The 18,889-nt window shown below is 65.8% G+C and carries 20 protein-coding genes; 7 read left to right on the top strand and 13 right to left on the bottom strand.

The window, feature by feature from the left end; genetic code table 11:
- Positions 1 to 3: 3 nt before the first annotated feature.
- From ftsH to K6T56_01620, 4 genes are all read left to right on the top strand, one after another.
- Positions 4 to 1,833, top strand: a complete 1,830-nt coding sequence (ftsH, locus tag K6T56_01635; protein MCL6555042.1) for an ATP-dependent zinc metalloprotease FtsH — start codon at positions 4 to 6, stop codon at positions 1,831 to 1,833.
- Positions 1,834 to 1,860: 27 nt separating this feature from the next.
- Positions 1,861 to 2,298 (top strand): thioredoxin TrxC, encoded by a 438-nt coding sequence (gene trxC / locus K6T56_01630; protein MCL6555041.1) that lies wholly within the window; start codon positions 1,861 to 1,863, stop codon positions 2,296 to 2,298.
- A 182-nt stretch (positions 2,299 to 2,480) separates the two neighbouring features.
- Positions 2,481 to 2,969, top strand: coding sequence for a phosphate-starvation-inducible PsiE family protein (locus tag K6T56_01625; protein MCL6555040.1), 489 nt, complete (start codon positions 2,481 to 2,483; stop codon positions 2,967 to 2,969).
- 16 nt (positions 2,970 to 2,985) lie between these two features.
- Positions 2,986 to 4,104, top strand: coding sequence for a trypsin-like peptidase domain-containing protein (locus K6T56_01620; protein ID MCL6555039.1), 1,119 nt, complete (start codon positions 2,986 to 2,988; stop codon positions 4,102 to 4,104).
- 4 nt (positions 4,105 to 4,108) lie between these two features.
- On the opposite strand, the gene K6T56_01615 is transcribed toward K6T56_01620, so the two are convergent.
- Together K6T56_01615 and cyaY are read right to left on the bottom strand one after the other, a co-directional pair.
- Positions 4,109 to 4,681: a MarR family winged helix-turn-helix transcriptional regulator gene (locus K6T56_01615; GenBank protein MCL6555038.1), complete on the bottom strand. Its 573-nt coding sequence runs from the start codon at positions 4,679 to 4,681 to the stop codon at positions 4,109 to 4,111.
- 8 nt (positions 4,682 to 4,689) lie between these two features.
- Positions 4,690 to 5,004 (bottom strand): iron donor protein CyaY, encoded by a 315-nt coding sequence (cyaY, locus tag K6T56_01610; protein ID MCL6555037.1) that lies wholly within the window; start codon positions 5,002 to 5,004, stop codon positions 4,690 to 4,692.
- A 148-nt stretch (positions 5,005 to 5,152) separates the two neighbouring features.
- On the opposite strand from cyaY, the gene K6T56_01605 reads away from it, so the two are divergent.
- The 3 genes from K6T56_01605 (at position 5,153) to K6T56_01595 (ending at position 7,533) form a co-directional block, all read left to right on the top strand.
- Entirely contained in the window at positions 5,153 to 5,266 is a 114-nt protein-coding gene (locus K6T56_01605; protein MCL6555036.1) for a lipoprotein, read from the top strand.
- Positions 5,263 to 6,528: a diaminopimelate decarboxylase gene (gene lysA / locus K6T56_01600; GenBank protein ID MCL6555035.1), complete on the top strand. Its 1,266-nt coding sequence runs from the start codon at positions 5,263 to 5,265 to the stop codon at positions 6,526 to 6,528. Before K6T56_01605 ends, lysA begins: the two co-directional genes overlap by 4 nt.
- Before the next feature lie 366 nt (positions 6,529 to 6,894).
- A complete protein-coding gene (locus K6T56_01595) occupies positions 6,895 to 7,533 on the top strand; it encodes a histone H1-like repetitive region-containing protein (protein MCL6555034.1) in 639 nt (212 codons plus the stop codon).
- 66 nt (positions 7,534 to 7,599) lie between these two features.
- On the opposite strand, the gene K6T56_01590 is transcribed toward K6T56_01595, so the two are convergent.
- The 11 genes from K6T56_01590 to mreD all read right to left on the bottom strand — a co-directional run bounded on the left by K6T56_01590 (position 7,600) and on the right by mreD (position 18,433).
- The gene (locus K6T56_01590) at positions 7,600 to 8,208 is read right to left on the bottom strand and encodes a sulfoxide reductase heme-binding subunit YedZ (GenBank protein ID MCL6555033.1); all 609 of its coding nucleotides are present in this window, start codon (positions 8,206 to 8,208) and stop codon (positions 7,600 to 7,602) included.
- Entirely contained in the window at positions 8,209 to 9,111 is a 903-nt protein-coding gene (gene msrP, locus K6T56_01585; protein MCL6555032.1) for a protein-methionine-sulfoxide reductase catalytic subunit MsrP, read from the bottom strand.
- 9 nt (positions 9,112 to 9,120) lie between these two features.
- Entirely contained in the window at positions 9,121 to 9,864 is a 744-nt protein-coding gene (locus K6T56_01580) for an anti-sigma factor (GenBank protein MCL6555031.1), read from the bottom strand.
- Positions 9,864 to 10,379 (bottom strand): RNA polymerase sigma factor, encoded by a 516-nt coding sequence (locus tag K6T56_01575; protein ID MCL6555030.1) that lies wholly within the window; start codon positions 10,377 to 10,379, stop codon positions 9,864 to 9,866. Before K6T56_01575 ends, K6T56_01580 begins: the two co-directional genes overlap by 1 nt.
- A gap of 9 nt (positions 10,380 to 10,388) precedes the next feature.
- The gene (locus K6T56_01570) at positions 10,389 to 10,820 is read right to left on the bottom strand and encodes a nuclear transport factor 2 family protein (protein ID MCL6555029.1); all 432 of its coding nucleotides are present in this window, start codon (positions 10,818 to 10,820) and stop codon (positions 10,389 to 10,391) included.
- A gap of 55 nt (positions 10,821 to 10,875) precedes the next feature.
- A complete protein-coding gene (locus K6T56_01565; protein ID MCL6555028.1) occupies positions 10,876 to 12,276 on the bottom strand; it encodes an NAD(P)/FAD-dependent oxidoreductase in 1,401 nt (466 codons plus the stop codon).
- Positions 12,277 to 12,329: 53 nt separating this feature from the next.
- On the bottom strand, positions 12,330 to 13,772 hold the full coding sequence (gene mgtE / locus K6T56_01560) for a magnesium transporter (GenBank protein MCL6555027.1): 1,443 nt from the start codon (positions 13,770 to 13,772) through the stop codon (positions 12,330 to 12,332).
- A gap of 88 nt (positions 13,773 to 13,860) precedes the next feature.
- A complete protein-coding gene (locus K6T56_01555; GenBank protein ID MCL6555026.1) occupies positions 13,861 to 14,673 on the bottom strand; it encodes a septal ring lytic transglycosylase RlpA family protein in 813 nt (270 codons plus the stop codon).
- Positions 14,674 to 14,726: 53 nt separating this feature from the next.
- Positions 14,727 to 15,824, bottom strand: coding sequence for a rod shape-determining protein RodA (gene rodA / locus K6T56_01550; GenBank protein ID MCL6555025.1), 1,098 nt, complete (start codon positions 15,822 to 15,824; stop codon positions 14,727 to 14,729).
- Positions 15,825 to 15,872: 48 nt separating this feature from the next.
- Positions 15,873 to 17,780 (bottom strand): penicillin-binding protein 2, encoded by a 1,908-nt coding sequence (mrdA, locus tag K6T56_01545; GenBank protein ID MCL6555024.1) that lies wholly within the window; start codon positions 17,778 to 17,780, stop codon positions 15,873 to 15,875.
- Positions 17,777 to 18,433, bottom strand: coding sequence for a rod shape-determining protein MreD (gene mreD, locus K6T56_01540; GenBank protein ID MCL6555023.1), 657 nt, complete (start codon positions 18,431 to 18,433; stop codon positions 17,777 to 17,779). The genes mrdA and mreD overlap by 4 nt, the downstream gene beginning before the upstream one ends.
- Between the last annotated feature and the right edge of the window lie 456 nt (positions 18,434 to 18,889).

Here is an 18,889-nt window from a genome sequence, read left to right as displayed (position 1 = left end):
GTCATGGAACAGAAGACGCAGTGGAACCTCATCTACTGGATCACCGCCGTTTTTCTGCTGCTGATGCTGCAAAGCTGGTGGCAGACCGCGCGCACGGTGGAGCCCGTTCCCTACAGCGAATTCGAGCAGGCCCTGAAGGAAGGGCGGGTGGCCGAGGTGACCATCACCGACAAGCTGCTCACCGGCCGCCTGAAGGCGCCGGACGCCAGGGGCAAGACCATCATCGTCGCCAACCGCGTGGAGCCCGAGCTGGCGGAGCGGCTTTCCCGCTTCGGTGTGCCCTACACCCGCGTGGTGGAGAGCACTTTCCTGCGGGATTTGCTGTCCTGGGTGCTGCCGGCGGTGATTTTCTTCGCCGTGTGGTTCTTCCTTTTCCGCAAGTTTGCGGAAAAGCAGGGCATGGGGGGCTTCATGACCATTGGCAAGAGCCGCGCCCGCGTCTACGTGGAGAAGAACACCGGGGTGACCTTCGATGACGTGGCCGGGGTGGACGAGGCCAAGGCGGAGCTCGCCGAGGTGGTGGCTTTCCTCAAGAACCCCCAAGAATACGGCCGGCTGGGGGCGCGGGTTCCCAAGGGAGTGCTCCTCGTCGGCCCGCCGGGCACGGGCAAGACTTTGCTGGCCAAGGCGGTGGCGGGCGAGGCGGGGGTGCCCTTCTTTTCCATCTCCGGCTCCGAGTTCGTGGAGCTGTTCGTCGGCGTGGGGGCGGCGCGGGTGCGTGACCTCTTCGAACAGGCGCGGGAGAAGGCGCCGGCCATCATCTTCATTGACGAGCTCGACGCCCTGGGGCGGGCGCGGGGTGTGGCGGGGCCCATCGGCGGCCATGACGAGCGGGAGCAGACCCTCAACCAGCTCCTCACGGAAATGGATGGTTTCGACTCCTCGGTGGGACTGGTCATCCTCGCTGCCACCAACCGGCCCGAGATTCTCGATCCGGCGCTGTTGCGCGCCGGCCGCTTCGATCGGCAGGTGCTGGTGGATCGCCCGGACAAGAAGGGGCGCCTTGACATCCTCAAGGTGCACGTGAAGAAAATCAAGCTCGCCCCCAATGTGGATCTGGAGCAGGTGGCGGCGCTGACCACCGGGTTTTCCGGGGCCGATCTCGCCAACCTGGTCAATGAGGCGGCCCTGATGGCCACCCGGCGCAAGGCCGAAGCGGTGGAGCTTGCCGATTTCACCGCTGCCATCGAGCGCATCGTGGCGGGGCTGGAAAAGAAAAACCGTGTCCTCAACGAACGGGAGCGCAAGACCGTCGCCTATCACGAAATGGGCCATGCCCTGGTGGCGCTGGCGCTGCCGGGGACCGATCCGGTGCACAAGGTCTCCATCATTCCCCGCGGTGTGGGGGCCCTCGGCTACACCATCCAGCGCCCCACGGAGGACCGCTATCTCATGACCCGCCAGGAGCTGGAAAACAAGATCGCCGTTCTGCTGGGGGGGCGGGCGGCGGAGAAGCTCGTCTTCGGGGAACTGTCCACGGGTGCCGCCGACGACCTGGCCAAGGCTACCGACATCGCCCGCGACATGATTACCCGCTATGGCATGGACGAGGATCTGGGCTACATCGCCTTCGAAGCCCAACGGCCCCGTTTCCTCGATGTGCCGGAGATGGCCGCTGGCGGTTGCCGGGTGGCGGAATCCACCCAGGCGCGCATCGATGCCGCGGTGCGCGCCATCATCATGGGGGTGTTCGCCAGGGCCTACGGCATCCTCGCCGACAACCGGGCGGTGCTGGACCGCTGCGCCCAGGAATTACTTGGTCGGGAGACCCTGGATGAAGCCGCCATCCGGGAGCTCACCCGGGATCTGAAAAAACCCGCGGCCTCCGCTTGAGGAAGTTTTTGGCTTTGGAGAATCATCGTGAGTGAAACCCTGAACATCGTCTGTCCCCACTGCCAGGCCGTCAACCGTGTGCCCGGCGCCCGCCTGTCCGAGCAGCCCCATTGCGGCAAGTGTCACCAATTCCTTTTCACGGGGCATCCCGTGGCCCTCACCACCGCGACCTTCGCCAAGCACATCGAGCGCAGCGACATCCCGGTGCTGGTGGATTTCTGGGCGCCCTGGTGTGGGCCTTGCCGGATGATGGCCCCCCAGTTCGAACAGGCCGCGCGGCTTCTGGAGCCCCACGTGCGTGTAGCCAAGGTGGATACCGAAGCCGAACCTGCGCTTGCCGCCCAATTTGGCATTCGCAGCATCCCCACCCTGGCCCTCTTCCGCGGCGGGCGGGAAGTGGCGCGACAGGCAGGGGCCATGGGGGCGCAGGACATCGTGCGCTGGGTCAGGGCGCACCTGGGTTGAGCGGCGCCCTTTCTGCAGGATCTCTTTTCCTTCTCCCTCGTCCTGCTGGCGGCGGGGCTGGCGCTCGCCGAGCGGGCCCTGCTCACCAGCGGCATCGATGCCGAAGGCACCGATGGCATCATCACCACCCTCCGGGAGGCGCTACAATCGCCCCTTCACCCTTCTTCCCCCATGGAGGTTGCATGACGCCGCGACGACCCCGCATGTTCCAGACCCTGCGCGAGAACTGGGCGGTGATGAGTTTTTACGAGCGCTTCGAGGAGGTGATCGCCCTCATTCTTTCCGCTGTGATCGCCGTGATCGTGGTCATCTCCATGATCCAGCTCATCCGCCTGGTGTTCACCCTCTTGTGGGTGGATGCCTTCAATCCCTTGGACCACGCCGTTTTCCAGACCGTCTTCGGCGCCATCATGACCTTGCTCATCGCCATGGAATTCAAGCATTCCATCATCAAGGTGGCCTTGCGCCGGGACAGCATCATCCAGGTGAAGACGGTGGTGCTCATCGGTCTCATCGCCCTTTCCCGCAAGTTCGTCATCCTCGACCCCGAGGCGAGCCCAGGCAAGATCGCGGCGCTGGCCGGTGCCACGCTGGCTTTGGGTATCGTCTACTGGCTCATGCGGGAGCGGGACGAGGCCGCGGCGCGGGCTACATCGGCCAACGCGCGCTGAAGAGAAAGGAGTCCCCATGTCCTTGCGTAGTCTTGGCACGCTGCTGTGGATCGCCGTGGGCGTGCTGCTCCTCTTCACCCTCTGGCAGGGCGGTCCGCCATGGGTAGCCACCCCCAGTCCCGATGCCAGGCCCCGCGCGGTGACGGCGCGCGGCGACCTCGCCGCGGACGAGAAGGCTACCATCGAGATTTTCGAACGGGCCAAGGACAGCGTGGTGTACATCAGCACCCGCGCCACCGTCATGGATGCCTGGACCCGCAATGTGTTCACCGTGCCGCGGGGTACCGGCTCCGGCTTCATCTGGGATGATGCCGGGCACGTGATCACCAATTTCCATGTCATCGAGGGGGCCTCCGAGGCCACCGTACGGCTCGCCGACGGGCGCAGCTTCCGCGCCGCCCTGGTGGGTGCTTCCCCGCCCCACGACATCGCCGTGCTGCGTATCGGTGTCGGCTTCAAGCGGCCGCCGCCGGTGCCCATTGGCACCAGCCATGACCTGAAGGTGGGGCAGAAGGTGTTTGCCATCGGCAATCCCTTCGGCCTGGACTGGACACTCACCACCGGCATCGTTTCCGCCCTCGACCGTTCCCTGGGGACGGAAAGCGGGCGCACCATCGACCATCTCATCCAGACCGATGCGGCCATCAACCCGGGCAATTCCGGCGGGCCCCTCCTGGATTCGGCGGGCCGCCTGATCGGCATCAACACCGCCATCTTTAGCCCCAGCGGGGCTTTTGCCGGGATTGGTTTTGCCGTGCCGGTGGATACCGTCAACCGGGTGGTGCCCCAGCTCATCGCCAAGGGACGCTACATCCGGCCGGCGCTGGGCATCGCCGTGGATGAAGCGCTCAATGCGCGGCTTGCGCGGCTTCTGGGGGTGGAGGGCGTGGTGATCCTGCAGGTGCTGCCGGACTCCCCCGCCGCCCAGGCGGGACTGCAACCCGCCCGCATCGCGCCGGACGGCAGCCTCATTCCAGGGGATGTGATCCAGGCGGTGAACGGCAAGCCGGTGCGCAGCGTGGGCGAGCTCTTCTCCCGACTCGACGATCACCAGGTGGGCGAGGTGGTCACCCTGCGTCTGCTGCGACAGGGCAAACCGGTGGAGGTGCAGGTCACCCTCATGGCGGGCAGTTGAGCCGTCAGGCGTGGGGCACGTGCAGGCGGCAAATCTGACGCGTTTCCGGCACGCTAAGACGGTCGCCGGTGAGCCCGCAGTGGTAGATACGGGCGCTTTCCCGCTGCAGGTGACGGCAGGTGTTGCACACACCGAAGGTGCGTTCCTGGTGCATGGCCTGCAGATTGCGTAAGGTCTCCTGCAAAACCAGCACCGTGGTGCGGGTGCGGGCGGGGCTGATGTTGGCCGCCGCGCTCTGCCAGACCGGCGCGAGCTGGGCCTCCTTCATCAGCCGGCGGCCTGCCGCCGAGAGCTTGAGGCGCACCACCCGCTTGTCGTGCTGGTCCACGTAACGGGTCACCAGCCCCTTGCGGTAGAGGAGCAGCAGGCTCTGGGACACGGTGCCCTTGGTGAGCCCCAGATATTCGCTGATGGCCTGGGGCGTGTTGCTGTAGCGGTTGGCCTGGCGCAGATAGCTCAATGCCTGCAGGTGGACGGGATGGAGCTTGTAGGCGGCGCCCAGGCGACGCATCTCGGCGCGGATGAGGTTGCCAAGCCGCTCCGTGAGTTCGAGGAGATTGAAGGCGCTGCGGCGCATGAAGGCCTTCAGGCGAGGTGTACCCTCTCACCCGCCTGCTGACTCACCCACTCGGAAAGACCAGTAAAGAGCTCGGAGCCATCCCGGGTATTGCGCCAGGCCCCATCCTGCCAGCGGTAATGAAAGCCCCCGGCGCGGGCCGCCACCCACAGCTCCTGATGGGCACTCTGGCGGTTGATGACGATTTTGCTGCCGTCGGCGAATTCCAGGGTGAGGATGCCGGCCGTGGTTTCATATTCGATGTCGGCGCCGCTTGCCTCGATTGCCGCCTCGATGCGGCGCAGGGTCTCATCCACCAGTTGATTGAATTCCGTCTCCGTCATTGTTTTTCCCCGTTCTTGGGGGCAGGCGCGGCCAGGTTGCGCAAGGCCCCGTGTGGGGCAGGAGGAACGCATCGCGCGCTTTCATGCTAAGATGCCCGCGCCTGCCCGGGCTTTGACCATGTCGCCATTCGTTTTCCGGCTTGTCCCCATGATATTGGTGCTCGCCTTCGCCCTGCAAGGGTGTGGCGTGAAGGGTCCCCTCTATCTGCCGGACAAACCCGCCACCGATTCCCGCAAGTCGTCTTCCCAGGAAACCAAGTGAATCCGTTTCAGTACCGGGAGGAGGGGCTCTGCGTGGAAGACGTGCCCCTTGCCCGCATCGCCGCCCAGTACGGCACACCCTGTTACGTCTATTCCCGCGCCGCCCTCGAATCCGCCTGGGAGAGCTTCGAGGATGCCTTCGCCGCCCTGCCCCATCTCATCTGTTACGCCGTCAAGGCCAACCCGAATCTGGCCATCCTCGACCTTCTTGCCCGCCGGGGTGCGGGCTTCGACATCGTTTCCGGGGGTGAACTTCAGCGGCTGCGCGCCGCCGGGGCAGACCCGGCCAAGGTCGTCTTCTCCGGGGTGGGCAAGACGGAAGCGGAAATGCGGCTGGCGCTTTCCTGCGGCATTTTCTGCTTCAACGTGGAATCGGAAGCCGAGCTCGATCGCCTGAATGCCGTGGCGGGGACGATGGGACGGCGGGCGCCGGTGTCCCTGCGGGTCAACCCGGACGTGGACCCGAAAACCCACCCCTACATTTCCACCGGCCTTAGGGAAAACAAATTCGGCATCCCCTACGGGCAGGCCCTCCACCTCTACCGCCGGGCAGCAGGGCTGCCCCATCTGGAGGTGCGGGGCATCGACTGCCACATCGGCTCCCAGATCACCGAACTTGGGCCCTTCCTCGATGCCCTCGACCGCGTGCTGCAACTCGTGGACCAACTGGCGGCGGAAGGCATTCACCCGGAACACCTGGACCTGGGCGGCGGCCTAGGTATCCGCTATCGCGACGAAACGCCGCCCGATCCCCGGGAATACGCGCAGCGTGTGGCCGAACGCCTCGCCGGCCGCCGGCTCAAGCTGCTTCTGGAGCCGGGGCGGGCGCTGGTGGGCAATGCCGGTGTCCTGCTCACCCGGGTGGAGTATCTCAAGCCGGGTCCGGCGCGCAATTTCGCCATCGTCGATGCGGGCATGAACGACCTCATGCGCCCCGCCCTCTATGATGCCTGGCATGACATCCTCCCCGTGGTGCCGGGGGATGGGCCGCCTTGCACTTGGGACATTGTCGGCCCCGTCTGCGAAAGCGGCGACTTCCTGGGGCGGGAGCGCAGCCTCGCCCTCAAGGCCGGCGATCTCCTCGCCATCATGTCGGCAGGGGCTTACGGCATGAGCATGGCGTCCAATTACAACAGCCGCCCCCGGCCCGCCGAGGTCATGGTGAGCGGCCAGCGGGTCTTCCTCATCCGGGAGCGGGAGACCGTCCCTTCACTCTACGCCCTGGAACACCGGCTGCCCGCGGATGGGGCGGATGCCGGTTGACCCCGCTGCACCCGCGAAAATTATTTTTTCTGGCGATAAAAGAATCGACTCGATACCAATCGCCAGAAGCCGCGCCAGTGCTTGCTTTGCACAAGACGCGGGGCTCCGGAAATTGGTTTCGAGTCGCGACCAAATGATTTGGACCCCGGAGAATACCGCGAAAAAACGCGGCTTTGCGTTGACAACGCTTGTGTGTGGGGGAGGGCTGCCCTAAATTTCGCGTCACCAGGCGGTGGCGAAACTTTCAACTGAGTCACGAAAGGAAAGAGTTGCGCGTGAGTCAATTGGGAGCCGTCGGCCGCCGGGTGGCGTGGTCGCGAGGCCTCGCCGGTTTCAACCCTTAACGTTATGGAAAGGAGTTCGACCATGGCAACACTGGAAATGGCCGCGGCGTCAGCGGGTGGTTCGTCTGCCAAGCCTGCGGCCAAGAAACCCGCCGCCAAGAAAGCGGCAGCCAAGAAACCCGCAGCGAAGAAGGCGACCGCCAAGAAGCCCGCAGCCAAGAAAGCTGCTGCCAAGAAACCGGCCGCCAAGAAACCTGCGGTGAAGAAGGCCGCCGCGAAGAAACCCGCCGCCAAGAAAGCGGCTGCCAAGAAACCGGCCGCGAAGAAGCCAGCGGCGAAGAAGGCGGCTGCCAAGAAACCGGCCGCGAAGAAAGCGGCGGCGAAGAAACCCGCGGCGAAGAAGGCCGCGGCAAAGAAACCCGCCAAGAAAGCCGCGGCGAAGAAGCCGGCCGCCAAGAAAGCGGCGGCGAAGAAACCCGCGGCGAAGAAGGCGGTCGCCAAGAAGCCGGCCGCGAAGAAAGCGGCGGCGAAGAAACCCGCGGCGAAGAAGGCGGTCGCCAAGAAGCCGGCCGCCAAGAAGCCGGCGGCGAAGAAACCCGCCGCCAAGAAAGCCGCGCCGAAACCTGCAGCGCCCGCTCCGGCGCCTGCTGCGGCTCCTGCGGCGCCCATCGCTCCGGTGATCCCGAAGCCGATGGCCACGGTGGCTTCGCTGCTCAAGTAAGCGGCATTCTGTCCCTCCGGCGGGTGGGGTTTCCCCACCCGCTTTTTTATTCAGGCTCCCGGCTGCTTACCCCCTCCGGCGCGGGGGCAACAGGCGCGCGGCGAGAAGCAGGGCGAGCAGCGCGCTATAGAAGAGGGGTTGGGTTGCGTCCTTTTTCACCAGCCACAGGTAATGGAGGCAGCCCGCCGCGGCCACGACATAGACGAGGCGGTGCAGCCGCCGCCACTGGCGGCCCAGGCAACGCATCATGGCGTCCGTGGAAGTGGCGGCCAGGGGCAGCATCAGGGCGTAGGCGGTCATGCCGGCGGTGATGAAGGGCCTTTTGCCCACATCCCGCCAGATTTCCCGCCAGTCGAAGAACTGATCCCACCACAGATAGGTGAGCAGGTGGAGGCTGGCGTAAAAGAAGGCCGTAAGACCCAGCAGGCGGCGCAGGCGCAGCCACTGGGCCATACCCGTGAGCCGGGCCAGGGGCGTGAGGGCGAGGGTGGCCAGCAGCCACACCAGTGTCCAGGTGCCGGTGGAGTGGGTGACGAACTCGATGGGGTTGGCTCCCAGGCGGTCCAGCTTGGCGAGCACCACGAGCCTTGCCAGGGGCAGCAGGGTGGCGCAGAAGACCAGGGGCTTGAACCAGGAAGCGGCGACCAGCGCCGCTGCCGACGCGGGCACGCCCATTCAGAAAAACTTCCGCAGGTCCATGCCCGCATAGAGGTGGGCCACCTGCTCCCCATAGCCGTTGAAGGGGAGGGTGGGCCGTTTGTGGAATTCCCCGATGCGCCGTTCCCGCGCCTGGCTCCAGCGGGGATGATCCACCGCCGGATTCACATTGGAATAGAAACCGTATTCGTCCGGGGCGGCACGCATCCAAGTGGTGACCGGCTGATGTTCCTGAAGACGGATGCGGACGATGGACTTGGCGCTCTTGAAACCGTATTTCCACGGCACCACGAGGCGGATGGGCGCGCCGTTCTGGTTGGGCAAAAGCTCCCCGTACAGGCCCACCGCCAGCAGGGTGAGGGGATGCAGGGCCTCGTCGAGGCGCAGCCCCTCGCGATATGGCCAGTCGAGGAGGGGCAGACGCTGACCCGGCATCTGCCGCGGGTCGTGGAGACTGATGAACTCCACATAGCGGGCGGAGCCCATGGGTTCCGCTTCCCGGATGAGACGGGCAAGGGGAAAGCCGATCCAGGGGATGACCATGGACCAGCCCTCGACACAACGCAGCCGATAGATGCGCTCCTCCAGGGGAAAGCGCAAAAGCGCTTCCACGTCCCAGATGCGCGGTTTGTGCACCAGGCCCTCCACACTCACCGTCCAGGGGCGGGTGATCAAGGTGTGGGCGCGCGCGGCGGGGTCCTCCTTCCCCGTGCCGAACTCATAAAAGTTGTTGTAGGTGGTCACCTCCCGATAGGGGGTGAGGGGCTCCGTCGTCGAATAACTGCTGGGGCGGGCGGCAAGCCTTGCCTGCGCGGACGTCGCGAGACCGGCCAGCGTCGCCGCCCCGGCGAGGAGGAAACGGCGCCGGTTGCGGAAGACATCGGGTGGGGTGATTTCCGAGGGGGGAATGTCGTGTCCCATGGCGATCCTTCAATCGAGTTGCTTGTAGACGGCCTCGGCGACCGCGAGCAGCTGGGGCCGCTCCAGTTCCCCCGAGAGGGCGAAGCCCAGACCCCCATCCACCCAGTAGAAGACACCGACGCCATCCCGATGATCGTAGCGGAAGGCCGTCTCCTTGGCCGCGGCCGCCAGCACCCGCACATAGAGGGTCAGGCGTCTGCCCTGCGCATCCTGGTACATGAACTGGGCCGCCGGTCCTTCCGTCGCCGGCAGCAGCCGCCCGCCCAAAAGCTTGAAGCCGGTGGCGGTGAGATCGGGCACCTTGAGGGGGGTGTTGAGGCGCCGGGAGAGCCATTTCTCAAGATGCGCCTCTTCCGCGGCGCCTACTTCCACCGGATGCATGACCTCCGGCGCATACACCACGTGGGCCACGGCGGCCTCCTGGGGGAGGCTTGCCAGGCTTGGCGTGGGGCTTTCGCCCCGGGCAAACCAGCCGACAAGGACACCCAGCGCAAGCCACAGGCCCGCAGCGATCGCCCCCCAAAGTCGCTTTTCCCTGTTCCTGCGGCAAGCGAACTCCAGGGCGGGGGGCAGGGGTTCCGCCAACACGCCATCGAAGAGGGCGTGCAACCCTTCTTTCTGGGCCTGCCAGGTGGCCACGCGGCGGGCGGCCTCCGGGTGGCGGGCGAGATGGGCTTCCACCTCGCGGCGCCGGTGCCGATCGAGCTCCCCATCCACGTAGGCGTGCAGATCCGCTTCGCTGATGTCGTCCATCACTTGACGCGGCGCAAGTTCAACCCGCGCTCGCCTTCCATGAGACTTTGCAACCGCTGCCGTGCCCGGCTCAGGCGGGACATCACCGTGCCCGTGGGTATGCCAAGAATTTTCGCCACCTCCTCGTAGCGCAGCCCTTCCAGGCCCACCAGCAGCAGCACCTCCCTCTGCTCCGGGGGAAGACGCGCCAGACCCCGGGCAAGATCCCGCAGTCTCAGCGCTTCCTCCTGGGGGCTTGCGGGAGGGATGCCGGGCTGCGGCCCTTCGCTGGCCTCCCCATTCCACTCCTCAAGGGGATACCGGCCGGCTGCCACCTGGTTCATGTACACGTTGTGCATGAGGGTGAACAACCACGCCCGCAGATCAGAGCCGGGGCGCCAGAGGGCGAGTTTACGCAGCGCCCGCTCCAGGGTGTCCTGCACCAGATCGTCCGCGCGCGCCGCATCCCCCGTGAGCGCCCGCGCATAGCGGCGCAGACGGGGGATGTGTTCCGCGAGGCGCGCGCCAAGCTCCACCGCCCCCTCTCAATAGGGCTTGTAGCCGCTGCCGAAACTGAGCCGCGGATCGATCTGCCATACTTCGTTGACCACCTTACCGCCCCGGAAGACGAGGACGTAGCGCACCTTGACCGTATTCTTGCCGGAAAACTCTACATTGGCGGTGACGGTCGCCCCTTTGTCATTGGCCGATTCCTCCACCTGGGCAACCCGCACCGCGTAGGGCCCGTTTTTCACGAATTTGGACCAGACCTCGCGGATGGGCTCAACGCCCCTGTAGGCGCCGTCCAGGGGACCGCCCACCCACTGGAAAGTGGCCTCCGGCGCGTAGTGGGCCATGAGGGTCTCCACTTGGCCGGCTCCAATGGCCTCGAAGTGGGCGCGCGCATCATCCGCCGGCCCGGCGTGGGCGGTAAGCGAAAAGACGCCAAAGAAAACGAGAGGAAGGGTGTGTCTCATGGCATTGCTCCTTTTCGGGTGGGTGACACCGGAGCAAACAGGGCGAGGCGGGGTTTTATTCCCGGGGGGAGTTGGCCTCGCGGCCGCTGCAATCCGCCGCCTTGAGCTGGGCCATGAGGCTTTGCGCCGCCTGGTAGATGCTCTCCGCCCGCGTCGGGTAGCCATAGAAGGTGGTGGCGAAAGCGCGCAGGGCATTGGGCTCGTGCAAGCGGCCGGCCAGCAGGTGAATGAGTTCTGCCGCCTCCGCCCCCACCACCTCGGCGCCGGTCAGGGCACCCGTCCTCGCATCGACGATGAGACGCACGAAGCCGTCGCCATCATCCTCGCTCATGGCCCGCACGTTGACGGCAAAGGCGGAAGTGGCAGTCATCGTACCCTCTCCATTCCCCACGGTATGGCCGATGCGCCCCAGCTCCAGGGCCGAATGAATCACCTCCGGCACGGCGCGCCGATCCTGGGTCCGCGAGCGGGGGCTTAAGATGTTGGCAACGGCCACTGCCGCATCGGCCAGGGCCTGATTGGCACTCATCCGGGGATTGACCACATCGCCGACGGCATAGATGTGGGGCTGCGAGCTTTCGAGGAACTCGTTGGTCTTGATGAAACCCTTGCTGTCGGTGCTGACACCGGCGGCATCCAGCGCCAGTCCCGAGGTGTGGGGACGGCGCCCGGTGCCCAGCAGCACCCAGTCCGCCACCACGGAATCGTTACCCCCCTCCAGGATCAGCCGCACACCTTCCGGAGGCATCTCCACCGCTTCCGGTCGTGCCCCCACCCGGGCTTCAATGCCGTGTCGCCGCAGACGATCGTAGAGCTGCTGCAGGGCTTCGGCGGAAAAACGAGAGTTGACGAGGGGCTTGTTCTGCGCCACCCACACCACTTCGCGGCCCAGCATGCTGAGGATGAAGGCGAATTCGGTGGCCACCGCCCCGGAACCGACGATGGCCACCCGGCGCCCCGGCGGCGGAGGCTGGCTGAAGAGTTCGTCTGTGGTGAGCACCCGCTGTTCGGTGATGAAGAAGGGTTTGGGAACGTAAGGGGTGGAACCGGTGGCGATGACGAAATGACGCGCGGTGAGGCGGTCGCGCCCATCCAGGCTGATGGTGTGGGGATCGACGAAGGAGGCGGTGGCGGCGAAGCCGTCGATGCCCAGCCGCTTCATCTGGCCGATGTAGGTTTCGCGCACGGCGCGGGTGAGTTTTTTCTGGTGCTCCCAGGCGCCGGCGAGATCGATGGAGAGGGAGCCCTGAATGCCCCGGCGGGCGAAGCCGCGGGCGGCGGCGATGAGTTTGGCGGTGTGGTGCCAGTCGTTTTTGGGCAGACAGCCGCGGTTGAGGCCGCAACCGCCCCATTCCCCTTTTTCCACGATACCGACCTTGAGGCCGTGATGGGCGGCGAGCATGGCGGACCGGTATCCCCCCGGCCCGGAGCCGATCACGATCAGGTCGTAGTGCATGGTTCGATGCCGCCCCCGGGGGTCCCCTTCTGCCTGTTGCGGATTGTCTGACTTTACAACAAAAAGAGCGTGGCGAGGCCGAGGAAAATGAAAAAGCCGCCGCTGTCGGTGATGGCGGTGATCATGACGCTGGATCCCACCGCCGGGTCACGCCCCAGCTTCTGCATCACCAGGGGGATGAGCACGCCCATGGTGGCGGCAAGCAGCAGGTTCAAGGTCATGGCCGCGGTCATCACCAGCCCCAGGGCCACGTTGTCGTAGAGCCACCAGGCGATCAGCCCGATCACCGATCCCCACAACAGGCCGTTGACCAGCGCCACCCCCAGTTCCTTGAAGAGGAGTTTGCGTGCGCTCTCCTCCTGGACCTGACCGAGGGCGATGGCGCGCACGATCATGGTGATGGTCTGGTTGCCGGAATTGCCGCCGATGCCGGCGACGATGGGCATCAAGGTGGCCAGGGCCACCAGCTTCTCGATGGTGCCCTCGAACAGCCCGATCACGCGGGAGGCGACGAAGGCGGTGACGAGATTGATGGCAAGCCACGTCCAGCGGTTCTGCACGCTCTTCCACACCGGCGCGAACAGGTCCTCCTCCTCGCGCAGACCGGCCAGGCTGAGTTTCTCGGCTTCCGATTCCTCGCGGATGAAGTCGAGCACCGCATCCACCGTCAGGCGGCCGATGAGATGGCCCTCGGCATCCACTACCGGCGCCGTCACCAGGTCATAGCGTTCGAAGGCCTGGGCCGCCTCACGGGCATCGTCCTCCGGATGGAAGACCACCACATCCTCGGCCATCACTTCGGCGACGGTTTTTTCCGGGTCTTCGGTGAGCAGGCGTTTCAAGGGCAACACCCCCTTGAGCACATTGGCCCGGTTCACCACGAAGAGCTTGTCCGTCTGGTCCGGCAGTTCCTTCAGCCGGCGCAGGTAGCGTAACGCGGTCTCCAAGGTGACATCCTCGCGGATGGGCACCATGTCGAAGTCCATGAGGGCGCCAACCCGGTCCTCCTCATAGGAGAGGGCCGACTGCAGCCGGGCCCGGTTCTGGACGTCGAGGGAGGCGAGCAGCTCATCGATGACATCCTGCGGCAGGTCCGGCGCCAGATCGGCGATCTCGTCCGTGTCCAGGGTTTCCGCGGCGGCGAGCAGCTCGTCCGCGTCCATGTGCTTGATGAGGCTTTCACGGACCGCATCGGAAACCTCGAGCAGGATTTCGCCGTCCCGCTCGGCCTTGACCAGGTCCCAGACCTTGAGCCGCTGGGGAAGCGGCAGCGCCTCCAGGATATAGGCCACATCCGCGGGGTGGAGCTCGTCCAGCTTTTTCTGTAGGGCGGCGAGGTTCTGCTTGTGGACGAGGGATTCCACCAGCTCATGCCGTCGCATGTCCTGTTTGTGGACGAGCCCCTCCACGAGCTCGGCCTTGCGCAGAAGCTCCTGCACTTCGTGCAACGCTTCCTGCACGCGCTCGTGGGGTTTGCCTTCCTGGACGACGGTCATGGGGGATCGCGACAAAACAAAGCCCGGATTGTACCGGGATTGTTGCGGCCAAGGGGTGATCCTGCGGGAAAACGGGGAGGAAAAGCCCCTAACGGATCACCATGGGGGCGAGATCGGTGAGCCGGCGCACGAGGGCTGCGGCTTCCTCCGCCTCGGCGCGGCTGGCATAGGGCCCGGCGCGCAGGCGCACCACACCTTCCCCATCCACCAGGCGCAGCCGGTCGGCAAGTTGGGCAAGCTCAAGCTTAAGCCGTCCCAGCATCTGTTCGGCATTGGCCGCCACGCTGAAGGCGCCGAGCTGGACCCAGAAGGCGCCTTCCGGCTCGGCTGTGGTTTTGCCGGCCACCTGCGTGGGAGTGGTGGCATCGATGCTTTCTACCCGCACGCGGCCGCTGCCGCTTTGCACCAACCCCAGCTTGTAGGCGGCGGTGTAGGACAGATCGATGAGGCGGTCGCTGTGGAAAGGGCCGCGGTCATTGATGCGCACGATCACCGACTTGCCGTTCTGCAGATTGGTCACCCGGGCATAACTGGGGATGGGCAGGGTGGGATGGGCGGCGGTCATGGCATACATGTCGTAGGGTTCGCCGCTGGAGGTGGGCTTGCCGTGGAATTTGCGGCCATACCAGGAGGCGATGCCCTCCGCCACGTACGGCCGGCCGCTCACATCCGGCACATAGGTGCGGCCCAGAACAACGTAGGGGTTGTTGGCGAAGCGGTGCAGGGGTTCCGGTTTCGGTTCCGCATCCGGGATGCGCTCCAGATCCGCCGGCGGATTGTCGCCGGGGCCATCATCCTGGTAATAGCCACCCCGTTGCGGGAGGGAGACCGGTTTTTCGGCGCGAAAGACCGCGTCCGCGGATGGCGAGGGCCTGGGGGCGGTGGCGCAGCCGGTAAGCAAAAGCAGTGTCACCGCCAAGCCGCGGCCAAGGGTGGAAATCCGGCGTTCCTGCCTCACGTTTTGATTAGTTTCCGGTGGGTGGCGATGCTCATCAAAATACCAAAGCCCAAAAGCAGCGTCACCATGGCCGTGCCGCCGTAGCTGATGAGGGGCAGCGGCACCCCCACCACGGGCAGCAGTCCCGACACCATGCCCATGTTCACCACCGCATAGGTGGCGAAGGTGAGGGTGAGGGCGCCCGCCATCAGCCGCCCGAAGAGGGAGGGCGCATGAGCGGCAATGATGAGGCCGCGGGCGATGATGGCGGAGTAGAGGAGGAGGAGGACCAGGACACCCAGGAGGCCGAATTCCTCGCCCAGGACGGCGAAAATGAAATCCGTGTGGCGCTCGGGCAGGAAATCCAGGTGTGCCTGGGTGCCCTTGAGCCAACCCTTACCCAGCACCCCGCCGGAGCCGAGCGCGATGGTGGACTGGATGATGTGGTAGCCGGCGCCCAGGGGGTCCTGACTGGGATCGAGCAAGGTGAGCACCCGCTGTCGCTGGTAATCGTGCAAAGCCGACCAGACGATGGGCATTGCCGCCGCTGCCGCCACGACAAGCCCGAGGAGGACGCGCCAGCTCAACCCGGCGAGGAAGAGCACATAGAAACCGGAGGCGGCGATCAGCAACGCCGTGCCCAGATCGGGCTGCTTGGCGATGAGGCCGACGGGCACGGCGAGGATCACGCCGGCGATGGCGAAATCCCGAAGTCTGAGGCGCTTTTCGTGGCGGTCCAGGTACCAGGCGAGCATCAGGGGCACCGCCACTTTCATGAGTTCGGAGGGTTGGATGCGCATGAACCCCAGATTGAGCCAGCGGCGCGCCCCCTTGGCCACCTCGCCGAAGAGGGCGACGCCAAAGAGAAGAACCAACCCAGCCACATAGGCGGGCAGGGCGAAGCGGTGCAGATGCTGGGGCGGCACGTTGGCCACCGCCCACATGAGGCCCAGCGCGAGGAGGATGTTCAAGGCCTGGCCCAGCACCCGCCCGGCGTCCTGCCCCGAAGCGCTATAGAGCACGACCAGTCCAGCGGCCAGGGTGACGAGGAGCAGGGAAAGCAGCACGTAGTCGAGGTGACGGGCGGCACGGAAAATCCAGCGTCTCCAGTTCATGGCTTCCCCTCACGCAAAGTTTTGGCACCCATGGGCCTCGCCCCGGATTCAGTCATGTTCGCCTCCCTCCGCGTCGGCGTCGGTGGCGGCGGCCGCCGTCGGACGCTTGCCGAGCAGGTAATAGTCGAAAAGGGCGCGGGCGATGGGGGCGGCCGTGGAACCGCCGTGCCCGCCGTTTTCCACCAGCACGGCGACGGCGATGGTGGGATCTTCCGCCGGGGCGAAGGCGATGAACAGGGCATGGTCGCGGAAGCGTTCCGCCACCCGGCTTTCCACATATTTCTCCCCCTGCTTCATGCCGATCACCTGGGCGGTGCCGGTCTTGCCCGCCATGGCGTAGGGGGCCCCGGCACCGGCGCGGCCCGCCGTGCCGCCGGGGCGGGTCACGTCCACCATCGCCGCCTTGACGCGGGCGAGGTTTTCCGGCGCCACCGGCAGGTTGGACACGAGCTCAGGCTCCACGGGGGTGACGGCTCCGGTCCTCGCATTCTGGATTTCCCGCACGAAGCGCGGCCGCATTTCCCGGCCTCCGTTGGCCAGGGTTGCCGTGGCCACGGCAAGCTGCAGGGGGGTGGCCAGCATGTAGCCCTGGCCGATGCCCACACTCACCGTGTCACCGAGGAACCACTTCTGTTTGAAGCGCTTCCATTTCCATTCCGGGGAAGGCAGGTTGCCCGCACGCTCCCCTTCGATGTCGATGCCCGTCTTACGGCCGAAACCGAAATGACCCATGAAGTCGTGGATGGCGTCGATGCCCATGTCCACCGCCAGGCCGTAGTAATACGTATCGCAGGAAATGACGATGGACTTGTGCAGGTCCACCATGCCGTGACCACCGGGCTTCCAGTCGCGGTAGCGGTGGCTGCTGCCGGGCAGGCTGTAATAGCCGGGGTCGGCGATGGTGTAGCTGGGAGTGCGTTTCTTGAGCTCCAGCGCAGCCAGTGCCATGAAGGGTTTGAAGGTGGAGCCCGGCGGATACATGCCATGGATGACGCGGTTGATGAGGGGCTTGTCGGGTGACTCGTTGAGGGCCTGCCAGTTTTGCGGATCGATGCCGTCGATGAAGAGATTGGTGTCGTAACCGGGCTTGGAGAGAAAGGCGAGGATGCCGCCGGTGCGGGGGTCGATGGCCACCAGGGCGCCGCGGAAGCGGCCGAAGGCCTGTTCCGCCACCCGTTGCAGCTCCAGATCCAGGTGCAGGGTGAGATTGTTGCCGGAAACCGGCGGGGTGCGCGACAGGGTGCGCACGGCGCGGCCACTGGCATCGGTTTCCACCCGCTCGAAGCCGGTCGTACCATGCAGCTCCTGCTCGTAGCTTTGTTCCAGGCCCGCCTTGCCGATGTAGTCCGAACCGCGGTAGTTGGCAGCCAGCTCCGCCTCCTCCAGACGCTTGAGGTCCGCATCGGTGATGCGTCCGATGTAGCCCACCACGTGGGAGGTGATTTCCCCCTGGGGATAATGGCGGAACAGCCGGGCACGGATCTCCACCCCCGGAAAGCGGTAGCGGTTGGCGGCGAAACGGGCGATCTCCACGTCATTGAGCCGCGTCCGGATGGGTAGCGTCTCGAAGTTGCGGCTTTCCTCCAAAAGCTTGCGGAAGCGTTTGCGGTCCTTCGGCGTGATTTCGATGAGCTCCGCCAGCGCATCGATGGTCTTTTCCAGTCCGCCTTCCACCCGGGTGGGCGTGATCTCCAGGGTATAGGCGGAGTAGTTGTGGGCGAGCACGGCGCCGTTGCGGTCCAGGATCAAGCCGCGGTTGGGCACGATGGGCACGATGGAAATGCGGTTCTCCTCCGCCAGAGTGTGGTAGTGCTCGTATTGCAGCACCTGCAGCCAGAAGGCCCGCGCCAGGAGAATGGCAAACAGCAGCAACACGACACTCGCCGCCACCGTCAGGCGCAGGCGGAAGTAGTAGAGCTCGCGCTGGTGGTTGCGAATCTCCGGTCGTTGTGTCATCGGGAGGCGGTGCCGTAGGGCGGGCTCACCGGTTTGCGCTGGGGCAGCGCCAGCAGGGTGGACAAAAGCGGCCACAGCAGCGCGCCCGTCGCGCTGCCGGCGAAATAGAGGGGACCGGGGAAAGCGGCGCCGAAGGCAAGGCGCACGAGCAGCATGGAGACATCGAGCAGAAGCAAAAGCCCCAGCACATAGAGGGCCTGCTGCCATAGATTGAAGGTCTGCAGCCGGCGGTGCAGGCGCCAGGCGGCATAGGTGGTGATGACGTAGGCGAAGGCATGCTGGCCGAAGAGCACCCCATCGGCGATGTCCATCAGCAGGCCCAGCAACCAGGCGCTGCCGAAGCCCACCCGCCGCGGGGCATGGATCACCCAGTAGAGGAGCGCCAGCGCCACCAGATCCGGCCACAGCAAAATGGCGAGGCCCGTGCCCGGCAGCAGGTTGGCGATCAGGGCGGCAAGGAGCGAGCCGACGATGAAGCGGCTGCTGGGCGGTCGCGTCAGCACCGAGGGGCGGGGATCAGCGTTTGCCACGGGCGACCTCTGCAGGGGGACGGGGTGGAGGGGGCGCGGTGGAACGCAACACCAGCACGTGACGGTGGCGGTCGACGCCGGCCGCGGGCAGGCAGGCAATGCGGGCGAAGGGATAGGCGGCATTGCGCTCCACGCGCACCACGGTCGCCACCGGCAGCCCCGGCGGGTAGATGCCATCGAGGCCCGAGGTGACCAGTTGATCGCCGGGCACGAGATCGGCGTTGGTGGGCATGAAAGGCACGTTGAGGGTGCCATCCTGGCCGCTGCCGAAGACCACCGCGCGCAGACCATTGCGTAGATTCTGCACCGGCACCGCCTGGTTCTTGTCGGTGATCAGGGTGACTTCGGCGACGGCCGGATAGGCGCGGGTGACCTGTCCCACCACGCCCGTCTCGTCCACCACCACCTGACCGGCCTCGACATGGTGGAGACTGCCGCGGTCGATGATGATTTTGCGCGAGAAGGGATCGCGTTCGGCATAGAGGATTTGCGCAAGCTGAGCGGTGTGCCCATAGCGGGGCCGGGCGTCGAGCAGGGCGCGCAGATGGGCGTTTTCCGCCCGCAGCGCCTCCAGCTCCA

It is taken from the genome of Burkholderiales bacterium (genome assembly GCA_023511995.1).
Lineage (GTDB): Bacteria > Pseudomonadota > Gammaproteobacteria > Burkholderiales > Thiobacteraceae > Thiobacter.
The sequence above is the reverse complement of the archived record's forward strand: the minus strand, read 5'-3'. Positions and strand labels throughout refer to the sequence as shown.